This is a genomic window from Streptomyces sp. NPDC047079 (genome assembly GCF_040643755.1).
Classification (GTDB): Bacteria; Actinomycetota; Actinomycetes; order Streptomycetales; family Streptomycetaceae; genus Streptomyces.
Map to the genome: position 1 here is coordinate 18,641 of NZ_JBEYUZ010000039.1, position 13,094 is coordinate 31,734.

Here is a 13,094-nt window from a genome sequence, read left to right on the forward strand (position 1 = left end):
GATGCGGTGACGATCGCAGCCGCGTGGGCTCGCCACTCGGTCCGCCCGGCCGCGACGACGACCAACTCAGCAGCAGTGGCTGACCAGGAGGCAAGCAGTGAACAGCGATCGGTCCGAGTACAACGGCGGCAGCCCGTCCTCGGACGGGGACGATCAAGAGGTTGACCTCACCGGCGAATTCGAAATCGTCTACACGCCTCCCGCCTGGTACGCCCAAAGCACGCAGGGTGGCTCCGCGGCCGGCGGACCGCGGGACGCCGGCCAGGCTCCGCCACCGCCGCCTCCGGGACCGCCCGTCGGGTCCCCCACCGGGCCGCCGGGCGCTTCCGCGCCCCAGGCCCCCGCACCGCACACTCCGGCAGCCCAGGTTCCCGCACCGCACACTCCCGCACCCCAGGCTCCCGCACCCCAGGTCCCCGCCCCGGCGCAGCCGTACACCCAGGGCGCGCCGCAGCAGCAGCCCGCGCAAGGCGCACCCGGCGCACCCGGCGCACCCGGCGCGAACCCGTACGCAACGGGCGGTTACGGATTTCCGCAGCAGCATTCCGCGCCTGGCACGCCCCAGGTACCCGGAAGCGCCCCGGCGCCCGGCGGCTACGGCTACCCCCAGCAGGCGGGAGCGGACGCGCCCCCGCCTCGCCAGGACACCCCGGGCGGTTACGGCCAGCCTCAGCCGCGGGTTCCGGCCCAGCCGTCCAGCGCGCCCGGCTTCCCCGTGCTGCGGCCGGTCGACGAGGACGCCCAGGCGAACGCGCCCCAGGCCGGCCCGTCCCAGGCCACCCCGGCGCCGGCCGCCGCCCCGACGGCAAGCGTCCCCCAGCAGGCCGCTCCCGGGCAGCCGATGCCCGCACTCAACCACGCCGCCGCCGACGCCGAGGCGCAGAGGCTGTTCGGCGGTGCCGACGACGAGGAACCGGAGGAGGAGCGCGGCGAGCAGGCGGAGCCGGGTGACTCCGCCGGGTCGATGCCCGGTGCGGACAGCGACGAGACGGCGGACGTGCACTCCGATACGGAGACGGGATCCGCCGCGCAGACCACCCCCGAGGCCGAGGCCGTATCGACAGCGCGACCAGAGCCGGAAGCGGAGTCGCAGGCAGAGACCGGCGCAGGGGCGGAATCAGGGGCCGAGGCGGAGCCGTCTCCCACCGCTCCCGGCGCCCTGCCCACGGCACAGGGACAGCAGCCCCCGGCGCCGTCCGCCGCGCAGCCCCCTGCCGCGCCCCAGGCGGACCACGAGCTTCCCCCGCTGCCGCAGGGCTATGTGTCCGCGCACCCCGTCCCGGGAGTGCCTCGGCAGGCGGGGCAGCCGGGCCAGGCCCCGGCCGACGCCCAGGCCGCCGCCGGGCAGGCCACCGGATACGGCCATCCCCAGCCGCAGCCCCCTGCCCAGCCGCAGCCGCCCGCCCAGCCCTATCCCGGACAGCCCGGCCACCAGGCGCCCCCGCAGGGCACGTTCGGCCCGCCGCAGCCACCCGCGTTCCCGGCGCAGCCGCCCGCGTTCCCCACGCAGGGCGGACAGCCACCGGTCGACCCGCGGCACGCGCCCCAGCCCGGACAGCCCCAGCCCCCGCAGCAGCAGCCGCAGGCCGCCGGTTACGGCTACCCGCAGCCGCCCGCACAGCCGCTGCCACAGCAGCAGCCCGGACAGGTCGCTTACGGTTATCCGCCCCAGCAGCCCGGCTACGGCTACCCGTTGCCCACCCCGCCGCAGCAGCCCGCACCGAACCAGCAGCCCCCGGCCCAGCCGTTGCCTCAGCAGCAGGCGCCCCAGCAGCACCCCGCCGCGCCGCCCGCCCAGCCCGCCGCCTACGGCAACCAGGGCTGGACCGCCCCGGTCGGTCCGCAGACCGGGCCCGGCGCCCCGCAGCAGGCCGCGCCCGGCACCCCGCTCGGTTACAACGCCGCCGTGGAGCTCTCCTCCGACCGACTGCTGCGCAACCAGCCCAAGGCGCGCAAGAACAACGCGGGCCCGTCCCGGTTCAAGTTCGGCGCAAAGAAGGAGGAGGCCGAGCGGCAGCGGAAACTGGGACTGATCCGTACGCCCGTGATGTCCTGCTACCGGATCGCGGTGATCAGCCTCAAGGGTGGCGTGGGCAAGACCACGACGACCATGTCGCTCGGCGCCACGCTCGCCACCGAGCGCCAGGACAAGATCCTCGCGATCGACGCCAACCCGGACGCCGGCACCCTCGGTCGACGGGTGCGGCGCGAGACGGGCGCCACCATCCGCGACCTCGTGCAGGCCATCCCGCAGCTGAACAGCTACATGGACATCCGCCGCTTCACCTCGCAGGCGCCCTCCGGCCTGGAGATCATCGCCAACGACGTGGACCCGGCGGTCTCCACCACCTTCAACGACCAGGACTACCGCAGCGCGCTCGAGGTGCTGGGACGGCAGTATCCGATCATCCTCACGGACTCGGGTACCGGTCTTCTCTACAGCGCGATGCGCGGAGTCCTGGACCTCGCCGACCAGTTGATCATCATCTCCACGCCGTCGGTGGATGGCGCGAGCAGCGCCTCGACCACGCTCGACTGGCTGTCGGCGAACGGCTTCGCCGATCTCGTCCAGCGGTCGGTCACCGTGATCTCCGGTGTCCGCGAGACCGGCAAGATGATCAAGGTGGAGGACATCGTCGCGCACTTCGAGACCCGCTGCCGCGGTGTCGTCGTGGTGCCCTTCGACGAACACCTCGCGGCGGGCGCCGAGGTGGACCTCAACATGATGCGTCCCAAGACCCGCGACGCCTACTTCGACCTCGCCGCTCTCATCGCCGAGGACATCGCCCGTACGCAGCAGGGGTTCGGCAATCCGAACCTCCAGTTCCAGCAGCCCCCGCAGGGGTACGCGCCGCCGCAGCAGCCCCAGCAGCCCTACGCCCAGCCCGGCGGCTCCCCCCAGCCGGGGCAAGGCTGGCAGCAGCCGCCGGCACCGGGCCAGGACTGGCAGCAGCAGCCTCCGGCACCGGGGCAGGGCTGGCAGCAGCCGCCGGCACCGGCGCAGGATCCGCAGCAGACCCACCCGCAGCACGGCGCCGTACCGCCCGGCTGGACACAGCAGTAGCGGACGGACCGGCCGCTGACGGACCGGTCGGCAACGCCAGAGGGCCGGCACTCTTCCGGTGCCGGCCCTCTGGCGCACGCGTACGTCCCGCTACCGCAGATCGAACTCCCCGTCGCGCGCCCCGAGTACGAACGCCCGCCACTCCGCCGCGGTGTAGCGGAGCACCGTGTCGGGATCGGCGGAGTTGCGCATGGCGACGGCGCCGCCCTCCAGATAGGCGATCTCCACCCGCTCGTCCTGGGGACCGTCAGGGGAGCCGACCCACTCGACGCCGCTGATGTCCATGGCGTACAGCGCTTCCTTCTCCTGCTCGGTCGCCACCGGTTCACTCCGTTCCACCGACCTTACGGACGGTCAGGATTCTACAACTGAGCGCGGCGGCACGGTGTTTGCCGGGCGAACCGTGCGGGTTCAGGCGCGGCCTTCGGCGGCCGCGATCAGCTCACGGCAGCGCTTCACGTCCTGCGCCATCTGCTCCAGCAGGGCTTCGAGCGACTCGAACCTGGCCTGGCCGCGGACGAACGCGAGGAAGTCGACGGCGACATGCAGCCCGTACAGGTCCAGGCCCACCCGGTCGATGGCGTACGCCTCCACGGTCCGCTCGGTGCCGTCGAACTGAGGGTTCGTGCCGACGGAGATCGCGGCCGGCATCGCCTCGCCCCCGACGTGCAGCCACCCGGCGTAGACGCCGTCGGCGGGGATCGCGGTGTGCGGCAGGGTCTCGACGTTGGCGGTCGGGAAGCCGAGGTCCCGTCCGCGCTGGGCACCGCGCACCACCACGCCCTCGACCCGGTGCGGACGCCCGAGGATCTCGCTCGCGCCCTCCACATCGCCCTCGGCGATCAGCCGCCGGGTCAGGGTGGAGGAGAACGGCTCGCCGCCGCCCGCCTCACCGGTCACGTACAGGTCCACCACCTCGACCTCGAAGTCGTACGTCTTGCCCTGCTCGGCCAGGAACTCCACGTTCCCGGCGGCCTTGTGGCCGAAGCGGAAGTTGGGGCCCTCGACGACGGCCTTGGCGTGCAGCTTGTCGACCAGGACCTTCACCACGAAGTCGGCGGGCGAGAGCCGGGAGAACTCGGTGGTGAAGGGCAGGATCAGGACCGCGTCCACGCCCAGTTCGTCGCACAGTTCGGCGCGGCGGTGGTGCGGGGCGAGCAGCGGCGGGTGGCTGCCGGGGCGCACGACCTCGCTGGGGTGCGGGTCGAAGGTGACGAGGACCGAGGGAACGCCCAGCTCACGGGCGCGTTCCACGGCGTGCCGGATGATCAACTGGTGTCCGCGGTGGACTCCGTCGTAGGAGCCGATGGTGACGACGCTGCGTCCCCAGTCCTCGGGGATGTCCTCCAAGCCACGCCAGCGCTGCACTGTGACCGCTCCTCGTCGAACCCGTGTCCGTGTTTGCCTCATACGCAGGTCTAAGGGTGCCATGCCAGGGGCCTTCGGCCCGCATCGGCATGGTGGCTGTGACGGGCGGCACGCCCGGCCGAACGGCGGGGCCGGCGCGGCGGTGGCCGATCGGACCGGGGCGGTTCACGCCGTCGCCGGTCAGGCCGGGACTCGCACGGACGCGAGGTTCTCGATCACGCGGCGGGTGCCCGGGCGGACCACGGCGGCCCACTCCCCCGGCGCCTCGGCCAGCCAGCGGGCGAGGAGCTGTGCGAAGCCCGGCACCTGCCGGGCGAGCTCGAGAAGGCCTCGGTCGAGACGGGCGGCGCCCTCCTGGGTACGGGCCAGCAGCAGGCCCGCGCGGTGGACCACACGACGGGCGTGCGCGGCCCCGCCGTCGTCCGTGCCGGGGTGCACGCCCTCGGTGGCGGCCCGCAGCAGGACGTCGAGCACCGCCGGGTCCCGCTCCCGCGTGAGCAGCAGGTCGAGCAGTTCGTGCCGCAGGGGACGGGTTTCCTCGCCGCCGGGCGCGGCGAGGACGGCGGCGAGCGCGGACCGCATCCCCGGCGGTCCGCCGTCGAGCAGTCCGGCGACCAGCGGCAGAAGGACGGCGCGGGCGGCGAGGCCGTGGTCCAGGCGCCGGGCGACATGGGCGGCGATGTGCTCCGCGAGACTCTGCGCCGCTTCCGAGCCTGGGCTGCGCCGCTCGTCCGGGCGCTGTGCCGCGACCTCGCGGACCAGGACGGCGACCCGGCGCGCGAGGGCGGGCGTGGTGGCGTCGGCGAGGGCGCGCAGGCTCTCGCCGGCGTCGGGGCCGGAGTGCCGCAGCCGGGTGCGGAAGGCGGAGAGCACCGGTTCGGGGTGGGTGGTGAGGGCCGTCGCCAGGGCGCTCGGGGGCAGCTGGGGATCTCCGGCGGCGAACCGCGCGAGGGCCGCCGAAAGGTGGCGGGCGCGGGTGCGGGGATCGCGTACGAGGAGGGCGAGGGCTCCGCCGTGCACCGCGCAGTCGGCGGGGCGGGCGAGGACGGCGAGGGCGGCCCGGCGCAGCAGCTCGCGGTCGGGCTCGGTGCGGGCGTGAGGGGCGGCGCGCAGACCGTATGCCATGGCCGCCTCCCGTCGGGCGGGCCGCTCCTCGCGTGCCCACCGGTCGGCGGCCCGGCACACCGCCGACGGCTCCTCCTCGGCGAGCACGCTGAGCAGTTCGTCGGCGCGCGGGTGGGCGCTGTCGGCGAGTGCCTCGGTCAGATCGTCCAGGGCGCGGTGCCGGTGCGTGTGCAGCAACGCCTGTGCGGCGGTCGCCACGGTCGCGTGCGGGGTGGCGGGCAGCGGGCGCTCGTCGTCGAACCAGCGGGTGAGGTGACGTGGTACGGCGACGGGGTCGGCGGCGAGCAACCGCGACACGGCGTCCAGGTACCGGACGGTGTGCGCGGGTTCGTCCGCCGCCACCAGTCTCCTGAGCAGATCGAAGCGTTCGGCCTCCGGCACCGGCAGGGCCTGCCAGAACCGCGGCGCGAACCCGTGGGGGACGCGCCGTCGCGCGGCCCGCCACCGCACGATGCGGTCCGCGAGGAGGCGCAGGACGTGCAGATAGGGTCTCGCGTCGGGCAGGCGGACGAGGGTGTCGGTGAGGAGGTGGGTGGCCCACCAGATCGCCTCGTCGTCCGGCGGGGCGGGGCGGGGCGCCAGCAGTGCGTCCAGCGCGTGCACCAGGTCCTCGAGCCGCAGGGCGAGCCCGGCGGGGCCCTCCCGGCGGACGAGGTACAGCAGCGCCTCCACGACCGGGCCGATGCGATGGCGCGGGACGGGCTGCTCACCGGGCACGGCGGCGGCTCGGCGGATGGTGCGGACACGGCGGCGTGCCGCGGCCGCGGCGGCGAGGGACGACACCGGGCGCTCTGCCGTCCCGGGAACGCTCCGGTGCACCAGGGTGTGCAGCGCGGCGTCCAGATCGAGGTGTCTGCCCTGGAGCCAGTCGGCGAGTTCCTGGTGGGTGAAGCGGTAGTCGCGGCCCGTGGGCTGGATGAGTCCCTCGGTGAGGACGGCGCAGGCCCAGCCGGTGGTCCCGCCGAGCCGTGGTCCGGCCGCTGGCCCCCAGGGGAAGACGGTTTCGAAGGCGGAGGGGTCCAGAGCGCCCTGTCCGGGGCCGAGGCCCCGGCGGGCGGCCTCGTGGACCCGCCCGGCGACCTTGGCGGCGAGGCGGCGTACGGCCGTGCCGTGCAGCCCGTTCTCCGCGGCGAGCCGCACCGCGATGCGCAGGCACATCAGGTCGAGGTGGGCGGAGAAGACCGCGTCACGGTCGACCGGCACGTCCGGCGCGTCGGGGAGCGCGTCGCGCACCTCGCCGAGCAGGCGCAGGGTGAGCGGGTGCCGGGCGTCGGCGTCCTGGAGGAGTCCGTCGGGGATGCCGTGGCGGCCACGGGCCTTGTGTGCCTCGGCCGGGGTGAGGTCGCCGATCACCACGCAGGGAGGCAGATGAGGGGCTGTGGGCTGCCCGTACAGCAGTTCCTGCGGGAACTCGGTCCCGGCCTGTTCCCAGTGCTCCGCTCCGCACGCCTGCACCAGCCGCGCGCCGGTCGTGCGCAGCCAGTGGGCCGTCGCCCTGGTCCACTCGGGGAGCCGGCGGGCGAGGCCGGCCGGCATCTCCTCGGGGCCGTCGAGGAGCAGCAGCAGCGGGCGCCCGGCGTCCCGGGCGACCCGCGCGAGGTGCTCGGGCCGGACGCCGTCGGGCCGGGGAGCCGGCGCCCGTCCCGTGCGTCGCAGCGCCCGCCCCACCGCGTCGGCCAGGGAGGTGTCCGTGTCCCTGAGGTCCGCCCCGCGCAGCCGCAGCACCGGGGCGGGCTCGGAGCCCCGGGCCCGCCGTGCGGCGAGCACCGCCAGTTCCGTCGTGCGGCCGCTGCCGGGGGAGCCGACGAGAGCGAGGACGGCGGAGGTGCTCCTTTCGAAGGCCGCGATCTCCTCGACGATCCGGTCCCGTGCGACGAGGGCGCGGTCGTCGGGCGGGCCGCCGGTGCCCGCCGATGTCGCCGTGAGGTCCAGGACTCCCGCGAGGTTGAGGTCCGGCCCGTTGCCGGGGACGGTCCGCGCGTTGCGGTCCAGCAGCTCGTCGAGGGGCTGTCCGAGCCCCCGCAGCTGCACGGCGAATCCCGTGCCGCGGTGTTCCGTGCGCAGCCTGGTGCCGAGGACGGCCAGCACGGCGCCGGTGGCGGCGTCGAGTACGGGTCCCCCGGCGGCCCCGCCGCCCGGGCGGAGCGCCTCGGTGCCCGCCGTGCCGATCGCCAGTTCAAGGGCGTCGTCGACGAGGCGGCAGCAGTCGGTGGCCCGGTAGGTGACGGCGGTCGTGCCGAGCACCCGGGCCTCGCGCCAGCCGCCCGCGGCGATCCTGACGTACGTACCGGCCTCGATACGGTCCCGTGCCGTGACGGGGAGCGGGTCCAGGCCCAGCCCGTCGGTGCGGATGAGGGCGAGGTCGGCGTACGGCAGCGGCGTCACCGCGTCGGAGTCCACCACATGGGCGCCTCCGCCCGGCGTGTGCAGCACCAGGCGGGCCTGTCCGTCGACGGCCTCGTGGCTGGTGATCACCGTGCCCCTGCGGTCGGCCGCGAACCCGGTGCCGCGCGGGCGTCCCGCCAGGTCGCACACCCGTACAAGGGCAGGCCCCGTGTCATGTTCTTGCCCGCCGTGGTCCGGTGTCCGGGGGCCCTCCACCACCATGCTCGAACCTCCCCGCCGTGCCTGGGCTCGACGGTAGGCCGATGGTGATCACCGGAACAGATCATGGGGCGAACGCGCCCCCTTCCGCTCCCTCCGTTCACTCCGAGCGCCTGCTCGATGGGGTGAATAGGCGAGGGGGGATGGATAGACCTCTGGGAGGGGGAACCGAGGGGGGACCGTGGAGCGGCGGCTGGATGCCCGTGTCCGCCGCTCCACGGGCACCGGCGTCAGCCGAAGACGGCGAGGCTCTTCGCCTTGCCCTTGAACGCCTCGACGAGCGCGAGGAAGCGGCCCTCCGGGTCGAAGACGGCGACGGGGCCGGCGTCCGCGTATGCGTCGGGCATCTCCAGGCGTACGCCGTTCGTCAGCAGCCGGGCCCTCTTGGCGTCCACGTCCCAGCGGGGGAACGCGGCCGCGGCGGCCTCCGCGATGGGCATCACGGTCAGCTCCTCCTGGAGCTGGTCGAGGGTGCGCGCGGCGTCGAGTTTGTACGGTCCGACGCGGGTGCGCCGCAGCGCGGTGAGGTGTCCGCCGACACCGAGTCCGGCGCCCAGGTCGCGGGCGAGTGCCCGGATGTAGGTCCCGGAGGAGCAGACCACGGAGACCACCAGGTCCAGCACCGGGGTGCCGTCCTCGGCGACGGCGTCCCGGACGTCGTACACCGTGAAGGAGGAGACGGTGACCGGCCGTGCGGGGATCTCGAAGTCCTCGCCCTCCCGTGCCCGCTTGTACGAGCGCACGCCGTCGATCTTGATGGCGCTGACCTTGGACGGGACCTGGAGGATGTCGCCGGTCAGCTTGGCGATCCCCGCGTCGATGGCGTCGCGGGTGATCCCGGACGCGTCGGCGGCGGAGGTGACCTCGCCCTCGGCGTCGTCCGTGACGGTGTTCTGCCCGAGCCGGATGGTGCCCAGGTACTCCTTCTCGGTCAGTGCGAGGTGCCCCAGGAGTTTGGTGGCCTTCTCCACACCGAGGACGAGCACGCCGGTCGCCATCGGGTCGAGGGTGCCGGCGTGTCCGACGCGCCGCGTGCGGGCGATCCCGCGCATCTTGGCGACGACGTCGTGAGAAGTGAAGCCCGACGGCTTGTCGACGATGACAAGGCCGTCGGGGGTGCTGTGCTGCTGGGTCATTCGGAGGTGTCGTCCGTGTCGTCGTCGGAGCCGGGCTTCTTGTACGGGTCGGCCTCACCGGCGTACGCGGCGCCCGTGGCCGTCTCGCGCACCTTCGCGTCGGAGGCGCGCGCCTGGTCGAGAAGGTGCTCGATGGTCCGGGCGGTGTCCGGAAGGGCGTCCGCGACGAAGGTCAGGGTGGGCGTGAACTTCACACCCGCCGCGCGTCCGACCTCGGAGCGCAGGATGCCCTTCGCGCTCTCCAGGCCCGCGGCCGCGGCCTTCCGCTCCTCGTCGTCCCCGTACACCGTGTAGAAGACGGTCGCCTCCCGCAGATCACCCGTCACCCGGGTGTCCGTGATGGTGACGTGTGAGCCGAGCCGCGGGTCCTTGATCCCGCGCTGCAGCTTCTGGGCTACCACCTCTCGGATGAGGTCCGCCAGCCTCTTCGCCCGCGCGTTGTCGGCCACTGGTCCGTCTCCCGTTCTTTCCGTCTGTGTTCATTGCTCAGTCGTCGTCGCCGTGGAAGCGCCGTCTCACGGACAGCAGCTCCACCTCGGGGCGCCCGGCGACCAGCCGCTCGCACCGGTCCAGTACGTCGGTCACATGCCCCGCGTCGGCGGAGACCACGGCGAGGCCGATACCGGCCCGCCGGTAGAGGTCCAGGTGGTCCACCTCGGCCGCGCTCACCGCGTACTTCCGCTGGAGTTCGGCGACGATCGGCCGGACGACGGAGCGCTTCTCCTTCAGCGACCGTACGTCGCCCAGGAGGAGGTCGAAGGACAGCGTCCCCACATACATGTATGAATCCGGATGACCCGCCGGTACGGGATCGATGGCCCCGCCGCCGGTAGCGGCAGGGACACGAAAACCGTACAACGAACACCGGAGGCGACTCGACGGGGTTTTCACCGGGCATGCCGACCCGGCCCGCCGTCGAGCCGGAGCGGGGGTCCGGGGCGGCAGCCCCGGGCAGACGGCGCGCTGGCCGACGGGACCTGGTCCCGCCGGCCAGCAGCGATCCGTCCGCGGTCACACCCGCGTTCGGTTGTTACACCCGCGGCTTCTCGCGCATCTCGTACGTCGCGATGACGTCGTCGACCTTGATGTCGTTGAAGTTGCCGAGGTTGATACCGCCCTCGAACCCTTCGCGGATCTCGGTGACGTCGTCCTTGAAGCGACGCAGGCCCTCGATGGTGAGGTTCTCCGCGACCACCTTGCCGTCGCGCAGGAGGCGGGCCTTGGTGTTGCGTCGGACCTCGCCCGAGCGGATGAGCACACCGGCGATGTTGCCCAGCTTGGACGACTTGAAGACCTCGCGGATCTCCGCCGTACCGAGCTCGACCTCCTCGAACTCCGGCTTCAGCATGCCCTTCAGGGCCGCCTCGATCTCCTCGATCGCCTGGTAGATGACCGAGTAGTACCGGACGTCCACGCCCTCGCGCTCGGCCATCTGCGCCGCACGGCCTGCCGCGCGCACGTTGAAGCCGATCACGATGGCGTCCGAGCCCATCGCCAGGTCGATGTCCGACTCCGTGACCGCACCGACGCCGCGGTGCAGGACACGGATGTCGACCTCTTCGCCGACGTCCAGCTGGAGCAGGGAGGACTCCAGAGCCTCGACCGATCCGGACGCGTCGCCCTTGATGATCAGGTTCAGCTGCTGGACCTCGCCGGCCTTCAGCACCTTGTCCAGGTCCTCCAGCGACACACGGCGCGTGCGCTTGGCGAACGCCGCGTTCCGCTCGCGGGCGGCACGCTTCTCCGCGATCTGGCGGGCCGTACGGTCCTCCTCGACCACGATGAAGTTGTCGCCGGCACCCGGGACGTTGGTCAGACCCAGGACCTGCACCGGCGTCGACGGGCCGGCCTCGGCCACGTTGTTGCCGTTGTCGTCGAGCATCGCCCGGACGCGGCCGTACGCGTCGCCGACCACCATCGTGTCGCCGACCCGCAGCGTGCCTCGCTGGACGAGGACCGTCGCCACGGCACCACGGCCGCGGTCGAGACGGGACTCGATCGAGATGCCCTGCGCGTCCTGGTTCGGGTTGGCCCGGAGGTCCAGGGCGGCGTCGGCCGTGAGGATCACGGCCTCGAGCAGGCTGTCGATGTGCAGGCCCTGCTTGGCGGAGATGTCGACGAACATCGTCTCGCCGCCGTACTCCTCGGCCACCAGGCCGTACTCGGTCAGCTGACCGCGCACCTTGGTCGGGTCCGCGCCCTCGACGTCGATCTTGTTGACCGCGACCACGATCGGCACCTCGGCCGCCTTGGCGTGGTTCAGGGCCTCGACCGTCTGCGGCATCACGCCGTCGTTGGCCGCGACCACGAGGATCGCGATGTCCGTCGACTTGGCACCACGGGCACGCATGGCGGTGAACGCCTCGTGACCCGGGGTGTCGATGAAGGTGATCGCCCGGTCCTCGCCGTTGACCTCGGTCGCGACCTGGTAGGCACCGATGTGCTGGGTGATGCCACCGGCCTCGCCCGCGATGACGTTCGTCTTGCGGATGGCGTCGAGCAGGCGGGTCTTACCGTGGTCGACGTGACCCATGACGGTCACCACCGGCGGACGGACGACCAGGTCCTCCTCGGAGCCCTCGTCCTCACCGAACTCCAGGTCGAAGGACTCGAGCAGCTCGCGGTCCTCCTCCTCGGGGCTGACGATCTGAACCGTGTAGTTCATCTCGCCGGCGAGGAGCTGAAGGGTCTCGTCGGAGACGGACTGCGTGGCCGTGACCATCTCGCCGAGGTTCATCATGACCGCGACGAGGGACGCCGGGTTGGCGTTGATCTTCTCCGCGAAGTCGGTGAGCGACGCACCGCGCGACAGGCGAATGGTCTCGCCGTTGCCGCGAGGCAGCATCACACCGCCGACCGACGGGGCCTGCATGGCCTCGTACTCCTGACGGCGCTGCCGCTTCGACTTGCGGCCGCGACGCGCCGGACCGCCGGGACGGCCGAACGCACCCTGCGTGCCACCGCGGCCACCCGGACCACCGGGACGACCGCCGAAGCCGGGACGGCCACCGCCGCCACCGCCGAAGCCGCCGCCACCGCCGGGACCGCCGCCACCGGGACGGCCGGCGAAACCGCCGCCGCCACCCGGACGACCGGCACCGCCGCCGCCACCGGGACGGCCGGCGAAGCCGCCGCCGCCACCCGGACGACCGGCACCGCCACCGGGGCGACCGGCACCGGCCGGGCCACGGCCGCCGGGGCCGGGACGCGGGCCGGCAGCGGGACGCTGCGGCATCATGCCGGGGTTCGGACGCGGGCCCGCGGGACCGCCGCCGGGACGGGGACCGCCCTGCGGACGGGGCATCGAGCCCGGGGTCGGGCGCGGACCGCCCGGAGCCTGCGGACGGGGACCGCCGCCGGCGGCACCCTGCGGACGGGGGCCGCCCTGGCCCGCGCCCTGCGGACGCGGGGCGCCGGGGCCACCGGGACCGCCAGGGCGGGCGCCCTGCGGACGCGGCGCCTGCGGGCGCGCCATACCGGTGGAGCCACCGGAGGTGAAGGGGTTGTTGCCCGGACGGGGACCGGACGGACGGCCACCGGGACGCGGTCCCTGGCCGCCGGAACGCGGGGCACCCGGACGAGCGGCCTGACCGCCGCCCTGACCCTGCCCCTGGCCGGGCGCGGCCGGACGTGCGCCGGGCCTCGGGGCGCCGGGACGGGCTCCCGGACGCGGGGTCGGGGCAGCCGGAGCCGACGGCGGAGCCACGGCACGGCCACCCGCCTGTTCCGCGTCCCAGCGGCCCAGCAGCCGCTCGGCCACGTCCAGCATCATCGGGTGATAGGCCGCCATCGCCTCG

General features: G+C 73.9%; 7 protein-coding genes and 1 pseudogene. 1 reads left to right on the top strand and 7 read right to left on the bottom strand.

The features are described from left to right. Positions 1 to 97: 97 nt before the first annotated feature. Entirely contained in the window at positions 98 to 3,064 is a 2,967-nt protein-coding gene (locus ABZ823_RS28875; RefSeq protein ID WP_361665790.1) for an SCO5717 family growth-regulating ATPase, read from the top strand. A 90-nt stretch (positions 3,065 to 3,154) separates the two neighbouring features. On the opposite strand, the gene ABZ823_RS28880 is transcribed toward ABZ823_RS28875, so the two are convergent. From ABZ823_RS28880 to infB, 7 genes and pseudogenes are all read right to left on the bottom strand, one after another. Then, a complete protein-coding gene (locus ABZ823_RS28880; protein ID WP_311697205.1) occupies positions 3,155 to 3,385 on the bottom strand; it encodes a DUF397 domain-containing protein in 231 nt (76 codons plus the stop codon). Positions 3,386 to 3,475: 90 nt separating this feature from the next. Continuing rightward, on the bottom strand, positions 3,476 to 4,432 hold the full coding sequence (locus ABZ823_RS28885; RefSeq protein WP_361665791.1) for a bifunctional riboflavin kinase/FAD synthetase: 957 nt from the start codon (positions 4,430 to 4,432) through the stop codon (positions 3,476 to 3,478). A 180-nt stretch (positions 4,433 to 4,612) separates the two neighbouring features. Then, complete coding sequence (locus ABZ823_RS28890; protein WP_361665792.1) at positions 4,613 to 8,164, bottom strand: trypsin-like peptidase domain-containing protein; 3,552 nt, start codon at positions 8,162 to 8,164, stop codon at positions 4,613 to 4,615. 227 nt (positions 8,165 to 8,391) lie between these two features. Next, on the bottom strand, positions 8,392 to 9,297 hold the full coding sequence (gene truB, locus ABZ823_RS28895; RefSeq protein WP_361665793.1) for a tRNA pseudouridine(55) synthase TruB: 906 nt from the start codon (positions 9,295 to 9,297) through the stop codon (positions 8,392 to 8,394). Next, the gene (rbfA, locus tag ABZ823_RS28900) at positions 9,294 to 9,746 is read right to left on the bottom strand and encodes a 30S ribosome-binding factor RbfA (protein ID WP_361665794.1); all 453 of its coding nucleotides are present in this window, start codon (positions 9,744 to 9,746) and stop codon (positions 9,294 to 9,296) included. The genes truB and rbfA overlap by 4 nt, the downstream gene beginning before the upstream one ends. A gap of 37 nt (positions 9,747 to 9,783) precedes the next feature. Further along, positions 9,784 to 10,077 carry a DUF503 domain-containing protein gene (locus ABZ823_RS28905; RefSeq protein WP_361665795.1) on the bottom strand — a complete coding sequence of 98 codons (294 nt, stop codon included), beginning with the start codon at positions 10,075 to 10,077 and terminating at the stop codon, positions 9,784 to 9,786. A 250-nt stretch (positions 10,078 to 10,327) separates the two neighbouring features. After that, positions 10,328 to 13,000: pseudogene (gene infB, locus ABZ823_RS28910) on the bottom strand (translation initiation factor IF-2); the annotation flags it as partial. Positions 13,001 to 13,094 lie beyond the last annotated feature (94 nt).

Bases quoted from the DNA above. Each gene is read 5' to 3' on its own strand.
- ABZ823_RS28890 (WP_361665792.1), bottom strand. From the start codon at position 8,164: ATGGTGGTGGAGGGCCCCCGGACACCGGACCACGGCGGGCAAGAACAT.
- truB (WP_361665793.1), bottom strand. From the start codon at position 9,297: ATGACCCAGCAGCACAGCACCCCCGACGGCCTTGTCATCGTCGACAAG.
- ABZ823_RS28905 (WP_361665795.1), bottom strand. From the start codon at position 10,077: ATGTATGTGGGGACGCTGTCCTTCGACCTCCTCCTGGGCGACGTACGG.